At 35.3% G+C, this 16864-nt stretch carries 18 protein-coding genes and 1 pseudogene; 16 read left to right on the top strand and 3 right to left on the bottom strand.

Annotated elements, in window-relative coordinates; all coding sequences use genetic code 11:
* The first annotated feature begins 71 nt into the window (after window positions 1-71).
* The 14 genes and pseudogenes from rpoC to J3D55_RS20990 all read left to right on the top strand — a co-directional run bounded on the left by rpoC (window position 72) and on the right by J3D55_RS20990 (window position 12518).
* Window positions 72-4338 (top strand): annotated as a pseudogene (gene rpoC / locus J3D55_RS21055) (DNA-directed RNA polymerase subunit beta').
* A gap of 87 nt (window positions 4339-4425) precedes the next feature.
* Entirely contained in the window at window positions 4426-4731 is a 306-nt protein-coding gene (locus J3D55_RS21050; protein WP_034702050.1) for a DUF3467 domain-containing protein, read from the top strand.
* A gap of 247 nt (window positions 4732-4978) precedes the next feature.
* Window positions 4979-5629, top strand: a complete 651-nt coding sequence (locus J3D55_RS21045; protein WP_259134494.1) for a Crp/Fnr family transcriptional regulator — start codon at window positions 4979-4981, stop codon at window positions 5627-5629.
* A gap of 127 nt (window positions 5630-5756) precedes the next feature.
* On the top strand, window positions 5757-6602 hold the full coding sequence (locus tag J3D55_RS21040) for a DUF5777 family beta-barrel protein (protein ID WP_259134491.1): 846 nt from the start codon (window positions 5757-5759) through the stop codon (window positions 6600-6602).
* 51 nt (window positions 6603-6653) lie between these two features.
* A complete protein-coding gene (locus tag J3D55_RS21035) occupies window positions 6654-6956 on the top strand; it encodes a c-type cytochrome (protein WP_259134489.1) in 303 nt (100 codons plus the stop codon).
* Between the two features lie 10 nt (window positions 6957-6966).
* Complete coding sequence (locus tag J3D55_RS21030) at window positions 6967-7512, top strand: YceI family protein (RefSeq protein ID WP_259134487.1); 546 nt, start codon at window positions 6967-6969, stop codon at window positions 7510-7512.
* Complete coding sequence (locus J3D55_RS21025; RefSeq protein ID WP_259134485.1) at window positions 7509-8036, top strand: ankyrin repeat domain-containing protein; 528 nt, start codon at window positions 7509-7511, stop codon at window positions 8034-8036. Before J3D55_RS21030 ends, J3D55_RS21025 begins: the two co-directional genes overlap by 4 nt.
* 3 nt (window positions 8037-8039) lie before the next feature.
* On the top strand, window positions 8040-8447 hold the full coding sequence (locus J3D55_RS21020) for a DOMON domain-containing protein (protein WP_259134483.1): 408 nt from the start codon (window positions 8040-8042) through the stop codon (window positions 8445-8447).
* Window positions 8380-8796, top strand: coding sequence for a T9SS type A sorting domain-containing protein (locus tag J3D55_RS21015; protein ID WP_259134462.1), 417 nt, complete (start codon window positions 8380-8382; stop codon window positions 8794-8796). The genes J3D55_RS21020 and J3D55_RS21015 overlap by 68 nt, the downstream gene beginning before the upstream one ends.
* A 185-nt stretch (window positions 8797-8981) precedes the next feature.
* Window positions 8982-9599 (top strand): AraC family transcriptional regulator, encoded by a 618-nt coding sequence (locus J3D55_RS21010; RefSeq protein WP_259134460.1) that lies wholly within the window; start codon window positions 8982-8984, stop codon window positions 9597-9599.
* Entirely contained in the window at window positions 9574-9837 is a 264-nt protein-coding gene (locus J3D55_RS21005; protein WP_259134457.1) for a helix-turn-helix domain-containing protein, read from the top strand. The genes J3D55_RS21010 and J3D55_RS21005 overlap by 26 nt, the downstream gene beginning before the upstream one ends.
* A gap of 57 nt (window positions 9838-9894) precedes the next feature.
* Window positions 9895-10338, top strand: coding sequence for an OsmC family protein (locus tag J3D55_RS21000; RefSeq protein WP_259134455.1), 444 nt, complete (start codon window positions 9895-9897; stop codon window positions 10336-10338).
* Window positions 10339-10390: 52 nt separating this feature from the next.
* The gene (locus J3D55_RS20995) at window positions 10391-10897 is read left to right on the top strand and encodes a hypothetical protein (protein WP_259134453.1); all 507 of its coding nucleotides are present in this window, start codon (window positions 10391-10393) and stop codon (window positions 10895-10897) included.
* A gap of 343 nt (window positions 10898-11240) precedes the next feature.
* A complete protein-coding gene (locus J3D55_RS20990) occupies window positions 11241-12518 on the top strand; it encodes an alkaline phosphatase family protein (RefSeq protein WP_259134450.1) in 1278 nt (425 codons plus the stop codon).
* 123 nt (window positions 12519-12641) lie between these two features.
* Here the strand turns inward: J3D55_RS20990 and J3D55_RS20985 are convergent, their stop codons facing one another.
* Entirely contained in the window at window positions 12642-13526 is an 885-nt protein-coding gene (locus J3D55_RS20985) for an NmrA family NAD(P)-binding protein (protein ID WP_259134448.1), read from the bottom strand.
* Between the two features lie 100 nt (window positions 13527-13626).
* On the opposite strand from J3D55_RS20985, the gene J3D55_RS20980 reads away from it, so the two are divergent.
* Window positions 13627-13998: a winged helix-turn-helix transcriptional regulator gene (locus J3D55_RS20980; protein ID WP_259134445.1), complete on the top strand. Its 372-nt coding sequence runs from the start codon at window positions 13627-13629 to the stop codon at window positions 13996-13998.
* Window positions 13999-14264: 266 nt separating this feature from the next.
* On the opposite strand, the gene J3D55_RS20975 is transcribed toward J3D55_RS20980, so the two are convergent.
* Together J3D55_RS20975 and J3D55_RS20970 are read right to left on the bottom strand one after the other, a co-directional pair.
* Entirely contained in the window at window positions 14265-15320 is a 1056-nt protein-coding gene (locus tag J3D55_RS20975; protein WP_259134432.1) for an NAD(P)-dependent alcohol dehydrogenase, read from the bottom strand.
* Between the two features lie 23 nt (window positions 15321-15343).
* Window positions 15344-15748 carry a cupin domain-containing protein gene (locus tag J3D55_RS20970; RefSeq protein ID WP_259134430.1) on the bottom strand — a complete coding sequence of 135 codons (405 nt, stop codon included), beginning with the start codon at window positions 15746-15748 and terminating at the stop codon, window positions 15344-15346.
* Window positions 15749-15880: 132 nt separating this feature from the next.
* Between J3D55_RS20970 and J3D55_RS20965 the strand changes: the two genes are divergently transcribed.
* The gene (locus tag J3D55_RS20965; protein ID WP_259134428.1) at window positions 15881-16783 is read left to right on the top strand and encodes a helix-turn-helix domain-containing protein; all 903 of its coding nucleotides are present in this window, start codon (window positions 15881-15883) and stop codon (window positions 16781-16783) included.
* Window positions 16784-16864 lie beyond the last annotated feature (81 nt).

Below are 16864 nucleotides of genomic sequence, written 5' to 3'. Positions count from 1 at the left end.
GAGTGTTGAATTTTGAATCAATTCAGAATTTATAATCCAAAATTTATAATCCAAAATCTAAAATCTAAAAAATGTCAAATAAAAATAAATCAAGTAGATTTAATAAAATAACCATCGGTTTAGCTTCACCGGAATCGATTCTTCAGGAATCGAGAGGGGAGGTTCTTAAGCCGGAAACTATCAACTACAGAACGCATAAGCCTGAAAGAGACGGTTTGTTCTGTGAAAAAATCTTTGGTCCTGTGAAGGATTACGAATGTGCTTGTGGTAAATACAAGAGAATTCGTTACAAAGGGATCGTTTGTGACCGTTGTGGTGTAGAGGTTACGGAAAAGAAAGTGCGTAGAGAAAGAATCGGACACATCGGTTTGGTTGTTCCTATTGCTCACATCTGGTATTTCCGTTCTTTACCAAACAAAATCGGTTACCTTTTAGGAATTCCTTCTAAGAAATTAGATATGATCATCTACTACGAAAGATATGTAGTGATTCAACAAGGTATTGCTAAAAAATTAGACGGTTCTGATTTTGAAGATAAAGAATTCCTTACAGAAGAAGAATACCTTGATATCATGGAAACTCTTCCTGTAGAAAACCAATATCTTGATGATTCTGATCCAAACAAATTCATCGCCAAAATGGGTGCTGAAGCTGTTGAAGAATTGTTAAAAAGAATCGATCTTGATGCATTGTCTTTCGACTTGAGACACAAAGCTCACAACGAAGGTTCTAAGCAAAGAAGAACGGAAGCTCTAAAAAGATTGAACGTAGTAGAAGCATTGAGAGGTGCTAATACAAGAATGATCAACAGACCAGAGTGGATGATTATGCGTGTACTTCCTGTTATTCCACCAGAATTAAGACCATTAGTTCCATTGGATGGAGGGCGTTTCGCTACTTCTGACTTAAATGACCTTTACAGAAGAGTTATTATCAGAAACAACCGTTTGAAGAGACTATTGGAGATTAAAGCTCCTGAAGTAATCTTGAGAAACGAGAAGCGTATGCTTCAGGAATCTGTAGATTCATTATTTGATAATACAAGAAAATCTTCTGCAGTAAAATCTGAATCAAACAGACCATTGAAATCACTTTCAGATTCATTGAAAGGTAAGCAAGGTCGTTTCCGTCAGAAACTTACTTGGGAAAAGGGTAGATTACTCGGCGCGTTCGGTAATTGTTGTAGGTCCAAACTTACAGCTTCACGAATGTGGTATTCCTAAAGATATGGCTGCGGAATTGTACAAACCATTCATCATTAGAAAACTAATTGAAAGAGGGATTGTAAAAACAGTAAAATCTGCAAAGAGAATTATTGATAGAAAAGAACCTGTAGTATATGATATCTTAGAAGGTGTAATGAAAGGTCACCCTGTTCTATTGAACAGAGCGCCTACTTTGCACAGACTAGGTATTCAGGCTTTCCAACCTAAGATGATCGAAGGTAAGGCAATCCAATTACACCCGTTAGTAACGACAGCATTCAACGCCGATTTCGATGGTGACCAGATGGCGGTACACTTACCATTAGGTCCTGAAGCGATCTTGGAAGCTCAGTTATTGATGTTAGGTTCTCAGAATATCTTGAACCCTGCAAACGGTTCTCCAATTACAGTACCTTCTCAAGACATGGTTCTTGGTCTTTATTTCATGACCAAAGAATTAGCTTCTACAGAAGAGAAAAAAGTATTAGGAGAAGGTCTTGCATTCTATTCTCCGGAAGAAGCGGAAATCGCTTATGCAGAAGGTAGAGTTTCATTGAACGCTAAAGTAAGATGTAGACTACCAGTAAAAGAAGAAGGTGTAATCACTACAAAATTGATTGAAACTTCTGTAGGTAGAATCTTATTCAACCAGATCGTTCCTAAGCAGTCAGGATATATTAATGAGCTTCTTACTAAGAAATCATTAAGAAATGTTATTGGTAAAGTACTTGCTGATACAGATTTCCCTACCACTGTGAAGTTCTTGGATGCAATGAAAGACTTAGGGTATTCAAATGCATTCAAAGGAGGTCTTTCATTCTCATTAGGTGACATCGTAGTTCCTGTTGAGAAAAAGAAAATGATCGCAACATCTATTGAAACGGTAGACGAAATTAGAGCCAACTATAACATGGGTCTAATTACCGATACAGAAAGATATAACCAGGTAATTGACGTTTGGACAAACACAAACGCCGGATTAACTGAAATGATCATGAGCAGAATGAAGGTTGACCAAGGTGGATTCAATTCTGTATACATGATGCTTGATTCTGGAGCAAGGGGTTCTAAGGAACAGATCCGTCAGTTATCAGGAATGAGAGGTTTGATGGCAAAACCGCAGAAAGCTGGTTCTACCGGTGCGGAAATTATCGAAAACCCGATTCTTGCAAACTTTAAAGAAGGTCTTTCCATCTTAGAATACTTTATCTCTACCCACGGTGCTCGTAAAGGTCTTGCGGATACCGCTCTTAAGACTGCCGATGCAGGTTACTTAACGAGAAGATTGGTAGACGTTGCACAGGATGTTATCGTTACAGAAAACGACTGTGGTACGTTAAGAGGTACAGAAGTTACTGCCCTTAAGAAAAATGACGAGATCGTTGAAAAAATCTCTGAAAGAATCTTAGGTAGAGTTTCTCTACACAATATTTATGATCCTGAAACAGACGAGTTAATCACTGAAGCAGATCAGATTATCAACGAAGCTTTGGCTAAGAGAATCGAAGCAACAGGATTAGAAGCTGTTGAAGTTCGTTCACCTCTTACTTGTGAAGCTAAGAAAGGAATCTGTGCAAAATGTTACGGTAGAAACTTAGCAACAGGTAAGCCTATTCACATGGGTGAAGCTGTTGGTGTAATTGGTGCACAATCTATTGGTGAGCCGGGAACTCAGTTAACACTGAGAACTTTCCACCAAGGGGGTGTATCTACAAACGTTTCAGAAAACCCATCTATTGTTGCAAGAAGAGACGGTATCGTAGAATTGGATGAGGTAAGAACAATTACTTCTGAAGATGAAAACGGTAATACTGCTGAGGTAGTAGTTTCACGTACAACAGAATTTAGATTGGTTGCTGAGAGTGAATCAAAAACTCCATTAATGATTGCCAACGTACCTTACGGATCTATATTAGCTGTAAAAGCAGGTGATAAAGTGAAAAAAGGGGATGTTATCTGTAAATGGGATCCGTATAACGCGGTAATTATTGCAGAAAACGCTGGTAAGGTAGAATATGAAGATATCATCCAGGGTATTTCATTCCAATTGGAAATTGATGAACAGACAGGATTCGAAGAGAAAGTAATCTCTGAATCTAGAAATAAGAAAGCCGTACCTACATTGAAGGTGGTAGATTCTAAAGGAGTTGAGCAGAAAGGCTACAACTTACCGGTAGGAGCCCACTTAATGGTAAACGATGGTGAAAAAATTAAAGCCGGTAGAGTTTTAATCAAGATCCCAAGAAAAGCTGCAAAGACAGGGGATATCACCGGAGGTCTTCCGAGAGTTACCGAATTATTCGAAGCGAGAAACCCTTCAAACCCGGCGGTGGTTACAGAGATCGATGGGGTAGTTTCTTACGGAAAAATTAAAAGAGGTAACCGTGAACTTATTGTTGAGGCAAAAACTGGTGAAAGAAAAATTTATTTAGTTAAATTATCAAACCAGATCTTGGTTCAGGAGAATGACTTCGTAAGAGCTGGTTCGCCACTTTCTGACGGATCAATCACTCCAGACGATATCTTAAGAATTAAAGGTCCAACTGCGGTTCAGGAATATTTAGTAAACGAAATTCAGGAAGTTTACCGTCTACAAGGGGTAAAAATCGACGACAAGCACTTCGAGATCATCGTAAGACAGATGATGACAAAAGTATCTATCGTTGACGGAGGTGATACTCAGTTCCTTGAAGGGGCTCTTGAGCATAAATTTGATTTCTTGGAAGAAAACAACAGAGTATTCGGTCTTAAAGTAGTTACTGAAGCCGGAGATTCTAAATCATTCCAACCAGGTCAGATGATTACTGCAAGAGAACTAAGAGACGAAAACTCTAAGTTGAAGCGTGAAGATCAGGCTTTAGTTGAAGTAAGAGAAGCTTTACCAGCTACAGCAACACCTGTATTGCAAGGTATTACAAGAGCGGCTCTTCAGACTAAGTCGTTCATGTCTGCAGCATCATTCCAGGAAACGACTAAGGTTCTTAATGAAGCGGCGGTTGCTGGTAAGATAGATTTCTTAAGCGGTCTTAAAGAAAATGTAATTGTAGGACACAGAATTCCTGCAGGTACAGGTCTTAAGGAATATCAAAATGTGATCGTAGGTTCTAAAAAAGAATTTGAAGATCTTAACTAAAATTAATGTTTCGGAAATTTGAGGTTTGGATTTATTTTTATATTTTCACAACCTCAAAATTTCGAATAAAAAAAATATTTTATAACAATGGACAACAATCAAAATCCGCAAGACGGAAACATCAACATCGAATTAAACGAAATGGTAGCTGCTGGAGTTTATGCAAACCTTGCTTTGGTAAACCACTCTCCATCTGAATTCGTAGTAGATTTCATCCAATTAATGCCGGGTGTACAACAAGCTAAAGTAAGATCAAGAATCATTCTTGCTCCTCTTCACGCTAAAAGAGTACTTTCTGCTCTTCAACAAAACATCACAAACTACGAGCAACAATTTGGTGAAATCAAAGAAGTTGAGCCTTTCGTATTAGGTGGAAACAACGTACAAGCTTAAGATTTTTCTTAAACATACATAAGATGCCTCAATTTTTATTGAGGCATTTTTTTTGCTTAAAATTTCAATTTGATATTCATAATCAAACTTGGAGGGTGGTGAATTCAAAGAATTTTTGACGGGGTGGTTAAAATATTCAGAATCTAAAAAAATTTCCACTTATCATTAAATAACTGTAATAGATAAAAAATCTGTCATAAGAATTTCCTAATTCTATATCTTTGTTTTTAGATATGATATAACGGATATGATAAATAATCAATTTATTCTCAATAAATTCGGCTTCTTGGGTGCCGATTTTTCAAATGAACTCAATAAGCACGCCATAATTACAGATGTTAAAGCAAAAACTGAAATTGTACGAGAAGGTCAGAAAAATAAATTTGTTCCATTTTTAATTAAAGGCTCGATCAGGGTTTTCACTTTAAACGACGGAAGAGAGCTTATTTATTATTATTTGAGAGCAAATGACAGCTGTTTGATGACGTTTTCATCGATTTTCACCGATTATATAAGCCGAATTTATGCAGTTGCGGAAGAAGATTCGGAAGTCATGCTGATTCCGGTTTCTGTTATTCATGAATGGCTGATTAAGTTTCCACAGATCAACAGACTTTTTTATGGTGAATACGAAAAAAGATTCATCGATGTCATGAATATGGTGAACGATGCCGTTTTTCACAAGCTGGACAAAAGGGTTATAAACTATATTAAGCAGCAGATTTCGGTCACAGGAAACAACCCGATTAAGCTTACTCATAAAGAAATTGCCAATAGTTTGGGGACTTCAAGAGAAGTTGTGAGCCGTGTTTTAAAAAAAGTTGAAAATGAAGGAGAAATTTCTCAGTCCAAAGAAGGGATAAAAATACCTGTAAATGAAAATGTTAGGCAAGACTAATAAATAATGTTTTAAAGGTTTTAAATTCATGATTGATAAAAACAATTTAGTCGGTGACTTTTATCACACGTTTTTGGAATCATAAGTCTATAAGTTTGTCATACTAATATTTTATAAATAAATGTGTATGACAAAAACTCTCTTATTTTTGTCAATGTTTGCTTCAGGTCTTGCTTTTGCACAGGAAGATCTGCTGAAAGATATTGACACCATTCAAACCAAAAACACCGAAACTTCCCAACCAGCCTTTAAAGCACTGCAGATCGTTACAGGACAATCCACCAAGCTTTCTGCAAAAAATGAATGGTATATTGTGGTAGCCCACCGTTTCGGGGATGTAAGCAAAGGTTTTAAAGATTTCTTCGGATTAGATGATGCCTCAACCAAATTAGGCGTTATTTATGGCGTTACAGACGGTCTTTCTTTAAACTTGTCGCGGGAAACCAATCAGAAAACTTTTGAAGGTGGTGCAAAGTACAATTTAGTTAAGCAAAGCGATAACTTCCCGGTGAATATTGTCGGGTACAATGTTGTGGCTTTGAATACAGATCTTGACAAAGATAATTATCCCAATCTTCATTTTGGAGACAGGCTTTCTTATCTTACGCAGGCTTTAATTTCGAGGAGATTCAGTGATGATTTTTCTTTACAGGTAACGCCTTCTTATGTTCACAAAAATCTTTACGAACCCTTAATTGAAGACAAAAATCAATTCCTCACAGGATTGGGCGGTCGTTATAAGATCTCGAAAAGAATCTCCATCAACGCGGAGTATTTTGTGAATTTCGACAATCACAGTTTCTATAAAAATCCGCTCTCTTTGGGGATGGATCTAGAAACTGGGGGACACGTTTTCCAGCTATTATTTACGAATTCTCAGCTCAATTCAGACATTGGTTATTTAACGAATGCTTCCGGAAAGTGGGAGAAAGGACAGATTTTCTTTGGGTTTAATCTTTATAGAGTCTTTTAATTATGAAAAAGTATATGTATATCATTTCATCGGCGATTGTATTGGTTGCTTGTGAAAGTAGAAACCTATGAAGAAATCTCAGATAATACGCCTATTCCAGAGCAGGTAACCTATGCCAAAGATGTGAAACCTATTATTGATGCCAATTGTATCAGTTGTCATGCTCCGGGAGGTGCAGCTTCGTTTCAGCCATGGACGAACTATACGCAGGTGAAAAATAATATCGACAACATCATAGACAGAATAGGAAGACCAACGGGAGATCCTCAGAAAATGCCTCAAGGCGGAAGTTTATCACCATCACAAATCAATATTTTCACAAAATGGAAAGCCGATGGGCTTACCGAAAATTAAAAGAATTAACATGAAAAAGCTAGTATTACTTACTGTTTCGTTGCTTTTCACCAACCTTGTTTTTGCACAGAAATATTTGTCTAAAACAGGAAAAGTAACGTTCGAAGCGTCTGTACCTTTATTTGAGGATGTTTTTGCGCAGGATGACAACAATGTAGGTGTTATCAATGCCGATACGGGAGATTTTGCATCGGTTTCTGTGGTTAAAAATTTCCATTTTAAAACTAAATTAATGGAAGAGCATTTCAACGAAAGTTATGCGGAAACAGGTAAATATCCTAAAACAACCTTCACCGGGAAGATTATAAATTTTGATAAAACTAAACTTTCTGCTTCACCTCAAAAATATACCGTTCAGGGAACATTAAACTTCCATGGAGTGGATAAAGCGGTGACTTCGGCAGCTACAATTTATTCTAAAGACGGGAAAATTTATATGCAGGGAAATTTTGTCGCAAAAGCAGCAGATTATAAAGTAACCATCCCGAAAATGGTAATGAAAAAAGTTGCGGAAAGCGTGAATGTTCAATACAATTATATACTGTCAAAACAATGAAAAAGCTGATTGTCATAATGAGTATTTTTCTGAGTTTTACCACAATTTATGCTCAGGAAAAAGCAAAATCTATTTTTGATATTGCAAGAAGTGGAACTGTTGCTGAAGTAAAAGAACTGATGAAACAGAACCCAGATATTATCAATCAAACCAATGAAAGCGGCTTTTCACCATTGATTTTAGCATGTTACAAAGGCAATGTGGAAGTAGCTGATTTTTTGATGGATAATGTAAAAGATGTCAATTATAAAAGCCAGGAAGGAACTGCTTTGGCAGGGCTTTCGGTGAAGTATAATAAAAATTTGGTAGAACATTTATTAAACAAAAATGCAAACCCAAATATCACGGATGCTACAGGATCAACACCTTTGTTCTGGGCAGTAAAATTCAGTAATAAAGAATTAATAGAATTATTATTGAAATATAAAGCCGATAAATCGATAAAAGATTCACAGGGAAAAACTCCCTTTGAATACGCTCTACAAACAAACAATAAAGAAATAATCAACCTCTTAAAGAATTAAAATATGAAAAAAGTTTTACTAATGGTATCAATGGCTCTTGTAACTTCGCTCGGAGCTCAGAATTTCTCATCAGGAACAGTAAGTCTCGGATCAACCGGAATGACTGTAAAGTTGAACACTTCAACAACTTTGGCTACAATTACTGTAACTGGTGCAGATACATCTTACCTTGGAATCGGCTTCGGAAACAGTGGGATGGCAAGTGGTGCAGATGGATTTATCTATAACTCTTCTGCAAACAGAGATTATACATTCAGTGGAGTAGGAGTAACGCCTTCTGCTGATGCATCTCAAGACTGGACACAAACATCTAATACTACAGCGGGAGGAATAAGAACGGTAGTTGCTACAAGATCTCTTGCAGGCGGTTTCTGGAGACACTGCAATTGCGAATGCAGCAGGTTCAATTGATATATTCTTTGCTAAAGGTCCTACAACGGCATTATCATCAGGATATCACGGCGGTGGAAACAGAGGATATGCAACTTTGACTATGGGAAGTGTTTTAGGAACTAATGATTTAGCTTTGGAAAGCAAAAAAGTTGTTCTATATCCAAATCCTGCAAAAGAAACGGTTAATTTCAAGAATGCAGATAAAATTAAATCTGTAGATATTTTTGAATCAACAGGAAGAAAAGTGAAAACAGTAAAAGCGGATGGAAAAGACATCAATGTTTCTGATCTTAAATCCGGAAATTATTACCTGGAAATCACTTTAAAAGATGGATCAACTTCGTTTGAACAATTGATTAAAGAATAAATTTACAATTGATATTCAAATAATAAAGAATCCTGGAAACCTTCTGGTTTTCAGGATTTTTAACTTGTAAAACATAAGTTTTTTTCTTTAAAAGTATTTGAATAAATTTACTCCTGTTTTACCATATCAAATCTGTTGTTTGTATAAATTTTGCAAGAAAAAAAAGCCAGTTAAATTATAGGATTATGATCATCGACCATAAAAAATACGACTTATTCGGAAAACCGTTATTGCATAAATTGGTTTTAAAATCACCTTTTACATTCGACTTTCCTATTACGGATAATGCCTGTTTTTTATATATGCTGGAAGGCGAAATGCAGTATAAACTTGATGATGAAAAAATAAATCTTCCGGGAAAACATTCTCTATTTCAAAATTGCATCAACTCCGATAAGCAAATAAGCAATGAGAATTTAGGGAATAATAATGAGATCGTGATTATTAATTTCCATCCGGATATACTCAGGAAAATTTATGACAAAGAATTGCCTTTATTGCTAAAATCACAAAAAAATATAGTCTCAAATAAGTCAATTGAACAGATAAACAATGACTTTCTAATTCAAAAATATATTGAAGGATTACTTTTTTATTTTGAAAATCCTTCTTTGGTCAATGAAGAAATTTTAGTCCTGAAATTAAAGGAAATTATACTTTTACTTTCGCAGACAAGCAATGTAGAAGCGGTACAGGTTATATTATCGCAACTTTTTTCACCAGCTACTTATACCTTCAAACAGATTATTGAAGCTCATTTATTTTCGCAGTTAACGCTTGAAGAAACTGGCGCAGCATCATAATCTGAGTGTTTCTTCTTTCAAACGGGAATTTGCAAAGTTATACAATGACACGCCTGCCAATTATATTAAAACCAAAAAGCTTGAAAAAGCTGCCGAATTGCTTTCGATTTCTAATGAACGTATTTCTGATATTGCCTTTGAGTGCGGATTCAATGATCTTGCCAATTTCACCAGAAGTTTCAGCGAAAAGTACCATATTTCGCCCACAAAATACCGTTTGAACCAAAATGATAAATAATTGAGCTGATTCGCAAAGTTCTTTTTTTTAATCTGTTGCAATTTTGCAGTGTCAATAATGACATTCAATTTTAAAACAGAAAATATAAAACGTACAGCAAAAGCACATTGGTCGGGTAACCTAAAAGAAGGGAAAGGCGAACTTACTACACAAAGTAAAATTTTAGACAAAACAAATTACAGCTTCAAAACCCGTTTTGAAGGAGATACAACAGGTACAAATCCGGAGGAACTGCTTGCGGCTGCACATGCAGGTTGTTTTACAATGGCAGTGAGTCTGGCTATCACGGAAAAAGGACTCAATCCTGATTCTCTCGACACTGAAGCTACCGTAACAATGGAAGGTTTTAGCATCACTTCTGTGCATCTTTCGATTACAGGTTCCGTTTCTGGGATCAATGCGGATGAGTTTGAAGCAATCACAAAAGCCGCAGAACAGAATTGTTTAATTTCTAAGGTATTGAATATACCAATCAGCTCGGAAGCACATTTAATCTCTTAATGTCAACTGGCAAAACAATCACTTCAACACTACACATTCAAAAAATACTAAAATGGGACTATCAAATTTGGGGATCTTTCATACAATAATTGGCGTTGCTGCCATTGTATCAGCTTTAACATCATTTATCAGATATGGTAATATCAACTTGAAACATATTACGGGCAAGCTCTATTTTTATTTTACAATCATCACGTCACTTACAGCATTAGGAATTTCTAAGCACGGTGGTTTTAATGCAGGACATGTGCTTTCATTACTAATTTTGATTCTTGTAACCGTTGCATTTTTCCTTCACAGTAAAAAAGGTGGAAATAACAAGGCACGCTATTTCGAAAATTTTCTGATGGCTTTCAGTTTTCTTTTGTCAATGCTTCCTACAGTCAATGAAACATTAACCAGAATTCCGATTGGGCATCCTTTAGCTAAAGATATTAATGATCCTTTGATTGGTAAAACTTTACTCGTTATTTTTGTTCTTTTCATCACAGGTTCTGTTTATCAGATCATTAAACAGAGAAAAATTAATAAATTGGAGACCAATTCAGTTGAGTTTTAAGAAGAATACGATGATCGAAAAATGTTCATTAAATCAAATTGATGAGCATTTTTTGGTTTATTAATAATGATTTATTTTTTAAATATCAGTTTTTCAGCTTAAATATTTAAGTAAAGAAAAAACTTGTGTTCTTTTTAAGTAGAAAGCCTTTGCCTACCTTAAAAACGATTAGTTGTCTAAAAATCTTTGCGAATCTTACGTGTAAAATAATTTTAGATATTAAAGACAATCAATTTTATTTTTTTAAGATAAAGAACAGATTATATCATATTTAAATTTTTTTTAATCCATAAAACTTTTATGTCAGCAATACAGGAAGTAACTTTGCTGAAAATTTTAAATAATGAAGCAAGGATTACAATTCTTACTGTTAATTTTTTCGTTAACGGTTTTTGCTCAAAAAGGGAATGTGGATACCACTCAGATTGTGATTCCCAATCGATATAACAGTGTTGAAGCACAGACAAAACCTTATGTAATTATGATTTCTACAGATGGTTTTCGATATGATTATGCTAAAAAATACAATACCGAAAATCTTCTGAAATTTTCAAATGAAGGAGTTCAGGCAAAAGCAATGATTCCGAGTTATCCGAGTATTACTTTCCCGAATCACTGGAGTTTGATTACCGGATTGTATCCTTCTCATCACGGTTTGATAGATAATTTTTTTTACGACTATAAAAGAAAAGAAAATTACGCAATGAGTGACCGAACAAATGCCGAAGACGGAAACTGGTACGGCGGAATTCCACTTTGGGGATTGGCTGAAAAACAGGGAATGGTTTCTGCATCCTTAATGTGGGTCGGTTCTGCAAGTGATGCAGGAGGAACGAGACCTACTTATTATTATCCTTATCACGAAAAATTTTCACCTTCTGAAAAAGTAGATAAAGTCATCAATTGGTTGAAATTACCGATGGATAAAAGACCGCACTTTATTTCATTATATTTCCCGGAAGTGGATGGAAGTGGACATCATTTCGGACCCGATACAAAAGAAACGGAAGATGCCGTTCATTTGATTGATAATGCAATCGGGGAATTGACTAAAAAAGTAAATGATTTAGGCTTGAAAAACGTAAACTTTGTCTTCGTTTCAGATCATGGAATGATAAAAGTTGATGGCGGAAATCCATTGGAAATTCCTTCAATGCTTTTAAATAAGGATAAATTTGATATTTATAATTCTCAGACTTTGCTAAGGGTTTATGTTAAAAATCCTGCTGATGTTAAAAGTACTTATAAAGAATTGAAAGCCAATAAAACGGAAGATTACGAAGTTTTTTTAGATAAAAAATTACCGAAATATCTTCACTTCGGAACAAAAGATGATCGATACAACAGAATCGGACAAATTTTATTACTTCCAAAAGCTCCGAAAATATTTTTAGAAAAAGGAAAGAAAACCTCTGTTGGAAAACACGGTTACAATCCAAGAATTGTTCCGGAAATGAAAGCTACTTTCTTAGCTTGGGGACCTGAATTCAAAAATAATCTGGTGATTGATGAATTTGCTAATATAAATGTTTATCCTTTAGTCGCTGAAATTTTAGGATTAAAAATCGATCAGCCTATTGATGGTAAATTGAAAGTGCTGAAAGAAGTGTTGAAAAAATAACGGGAGTCCCGAAGGGATGACTTATAGCAGGATAGGATAAAACCATCTAAAATATAATTGAAAAGATTTCGGCGAGCCAAAGGCTCGCCGAAATCTTTTATTGAAAATCAAATACAAAAAAAATTAAGCATTAAACTTCTCCGCAAATTCATTAGCAAACTCCTCCAATTTCACTTCACCATCAACAACAGAGCCATGTTCAGTAAAATCTTTCTGCACGACGCCTTTTCTCAAACCTAATCCCATTTCCGTGTACAATTCTGCAATTTCTTGTGGAAGACCGGCTTGAAGCATTCCATTCAGAGAATCTTCATCTTTAAACTCAATCCATGGAAGTTCGGGTTTTCCGATGGCGCTTCCAAAAAATTTAGCTAAATCAGAAACACGACGAACGTCACTTACAATATATCTTACATTTTTACCTTCAGAATTTTTTACCAATTCTTCCGCTGCAGCTTTAGCAATATCTTTCGGATGAACCAATGGAATTTGTACAGTTTCAGGATAATTTCCACCCATAATTCCTGCATTTTTAATTAGAGGAATATCGTTAAAGAAATTAATGTAAAAATATCCCGCTCTCAAAAATGTTACGGAAGTATTCTCCAGTTCATTGTAGAATTTTTCGATGAAATGAAGTCCTTTTATCGGTCCATTTTCAATTGGAGATTCAACACCGATACTGCTCAACATAACGACTTTTTTTACACCAGTCTGTTTGATAGCTTCAGCATAATTTTTTCCTGCATTGATTGTATTTTCAACAACATTTTCAAATCCCATATTCGGAGGGGTCATTAAAAATGCTGCATCAGCTCCGTCAAAAGTCTTCATTAAAAAATCTAAATCTGTAATCGAACCGATTGCCGCTTTTGCACCTAAAGTTTCAATGTCATTTTTTTTAGATTCATTACTGCTAATTACCGTGATATCGTGTCCTTCAGCAATTAATTGTTGAGCAAGTGGTTTTGCAACATTTCCTAATGAACCTGTGATGATAATTTTCATAATATTTTTTGTTGTTTGTTTATAAATGTTTTTTTATTTCCTGATACAAAGGTATATTTGTACTTACTTTTATACAAGTACTTACCCTAAAGTATGTATTATGGCAGCAATTAAAGAAAGCTCGACAATTCAGCAGAATAAAAAATATGCACTGGATTCTTGTCCCGTGACTTACGTTATGGAAAAAATCGGTGGATTTTGGAAACCTATTATTTTATATCATCTTTCGAATGGCGATAAAAGATACAGCGAATTGAAACGTGCGATTCCGGCAGTGACAGAAAAGATGTTAATTCAACATTTAAAACAATTAGAAAACGACGGATTAGTGATAAGAACGGCAAAACCTGTTGTTCCGCCACATGTAACTTACGAATTAAGCGAAGGTGGAAAAGGATTGATTCCCGTTATTCATTCAATGGCAGAATGGGCATTTAAAGATATGGAAGGGAAATATGAGAAATTAATGTAACAATTTGAAAATATAACAATGTAACAATCAAAAAGAGGTTTAAAAATTTAAATAGAATAAAAAACATCAATATGAGCTTTAACCCATTTAAAAAAGATAGATAAGCTAGCCAAAACCTAAAATAAAATTGTATTTTTTTCTTAAATGAAATGCCTTTATATATCTTAAAACACAATTTATTAAAAAAAATCTTTGTATTCCTTTGCGATAAAAAACAAAAAAAGACTCTCCGAAATCGAAGAGTCTTAGTTAAAAATATACGAAGTTTACAAAGATTTCATATCGATCACGAAACGATATTTCACATCACTTTTCAGCATTCTTTCATATGCATTGTTGATGTCCTGAATTTTAATTAATTCAATATCAGAAACGATATTGTTTTTCCCACAGAAATCAAGCATTTCCTGAGTTTCAGCAATACCTCCGATCAAAGATCCTGCAACAGAACGACGTTGGAAAATCATGGGTCTTGTACTTGGAGATTCATTTTCAAATTCACCTACAAATCCTACCAAAACCAAAGTTCCGTTCAAGCTAACCGTCTGCAAATAAGGATTGATATCATGTTCGTAAGGAACAGTGTCGATAATAACGTCGAACTTCCCTTTTACAGCATCCATTTGGTCTTGTTCAGTAGAAATTACTACATGATCTGCACCCAATTTTTTTGCATCTTCGGTTTTCCCCGGAGTTCTGGAGAATAAAGTGACATCAGCTCCCAAACCTTTTGCCAGTTTAATTGCCATATGTCCCAAACCTCCTAAACCTACAACCGCAACTTTAGAATTCGGACCAACATTCCAGTGTCTCAAAGGTGACCAAGTCGTGATACCCGCACAAAGAAGTGGTGCAACTGCCGCTAAATCTAAGTTTTCAGGAACACTAAGAACAAAATGTTCATCAACAACCACTTTTTCAGAATATCCACCGAAAGTGTGACCTCCCAAATGCTTGTCTTTTCCGTTGTAAGTTCCTGTGAAACCGTTTTGACAATATTGCTCTAAGTCTTGCTTACAACTGTCGCAATGTCCGCAAGAATCTACCATACAGCCTACTGCAGCCAAGTCTCCAACTTTAAATTTAGTAACATCGCTTCCTACATTGGTAATTCTTCCCACGATTTCGTGCCCCGGAACGACAGGATATAAAGATCCGCCCCAGTCGTTTCTCGCTGTGTGAAGATCTGAGTGGCAAACACCGCAATATAGAATTTCAATTTCTACATCTTTTGTTGTTACTTCTCTTCTGTTAATATTAATTTCCGCTAAATCCGCAGTTTTAGACTCTGCTCCGTAAGCTTTTACTGTGAGTGTGCTCATTTATTTTTTAATTTAAGTTTAGTTTATAAATTGTTGTATTCTTCGTCTGTAACAGGTTCCAGCCAATTAACAACGCCATTTTGTGTATTTGGATTAATGGCAATATGCGTAAATTCACTTTCCGGACCTGCACCGTGCCAATGAATGACATTGGGTAAAATATTTACCACGTCTCCTTCTTTTAAAACTTGAGCCGGTTTACCTTTCTCCTGATAAAATCCCGTTCCTGAAGTTACAATTAAAATTTGTCCGCCATCGTGAGTATGCCAGTTATTTCTGCATTTGGGCTCGAAAATAACGTTCCCGATTTGGCAGTGAAGTTCATCTTCATTGGGTTTTAATATTTTTACCCAAGCTGTTCCGCCGGAGAAATATTCTGAGGGTGCTTTTTCTCCTTTTGGAAAAATGTTTTGATTAAATGTTTCCATAACGATTACAAAAGTCCAAACTTTTACATGAACTCAGCTTATACAAATTACGGAAAGATTTACCAATTTTACCGACACTGTAAAATGTACGCCCGGAAAGTGGTAATTTTGACATTAATAAAAATATACTTCATGGAAAATCAGGAGGTTGAAATCTACAACAGTGTCTCAGAATACAATAAAATGGCGAATCAGGAAACCCTGCATCCGCTGGTAAGTGTGATTGATTTTTCTAAATCAGATCCTATTTGTCAGCATTTGAGAACATTTGGTTTTTATACCGTTTTTTTGAAAGACATCATGTGTGGAGATATGCAGTATGGAAAACACAGCTACGATTATCAGGAAGGGACGTTGGTTTTCATCGCACCCGGACAAACGTATGGAATTTACAATAAAGATAGATTTATCCAGCCTGCAGGTTTTGCCTTAATTTTTCATCCGGATTTATTGAAAGGAACAAATCTTGGGAAGAATATGAAAGATTATAATTTCTTCTCTTACGAGGTTCATGAAGCATTGCATCTTTCAGAAAAGGAAAGAGAAATTATTTTGGAATGTTTTAAAAATATCAAACATGAGCTCGGACAGGCAATTGATAAACATAGTAAATCATTAATAGTCAATAATATTGAGCTGTTTTTGAATTATTGTATGCGTTTTTATGACCGTCAGTTTATTACAAGAGATCATGTAAATCAAGGGTTTATCGGTAAGTTTGAAAGTTTATTGGATGATTATTTAAAATCTGATAAGCCTAAAAATATTGGTTTACCGATGGTTAACTATTTTGCGGAACAACTAAATCTTTCGGCGAACTATTTCGGTGATCTGATGAAAAAAGAACTGGGAATTTCTGCTCAGGAATTTATCCACAATAAATTGATTGATGTCGCAAAAGATCAGATTTTTGATCCTGCAAAATCCATCAGTGAAATTTCTTATGATCTAGGATTTAAATATCCACAGCATTTTACACGTCTTTTCAAAACGAAAGTTGGCGTTTCTCCAAGCGAATATAAAAATTTAAGCTAAAAACTTTAAAACACAAATTTTCACAAATATTTTCACGAATGACACAAATGAATTTATTAGTGAAAATTTGTGCAAAAATTC

Origin of the sequence: Chryseobacterium ginsenosidimutans (assembly GCF_024807225.1) — a bacterium.
GTDB classification, from domain to species: domain Bacteria; phylum Bacteroidota; class Bacteroidia; order Flavobacteriales; family Weeksellaceae; genus Chryseobacterium; species Chryseobacterium ginsenosidimutans.
The sequence above is the reverse complement of the archived record's forward strand: the minus strand, read 5'-3'. Positions and strand labels throughout refer to the sequence as shown.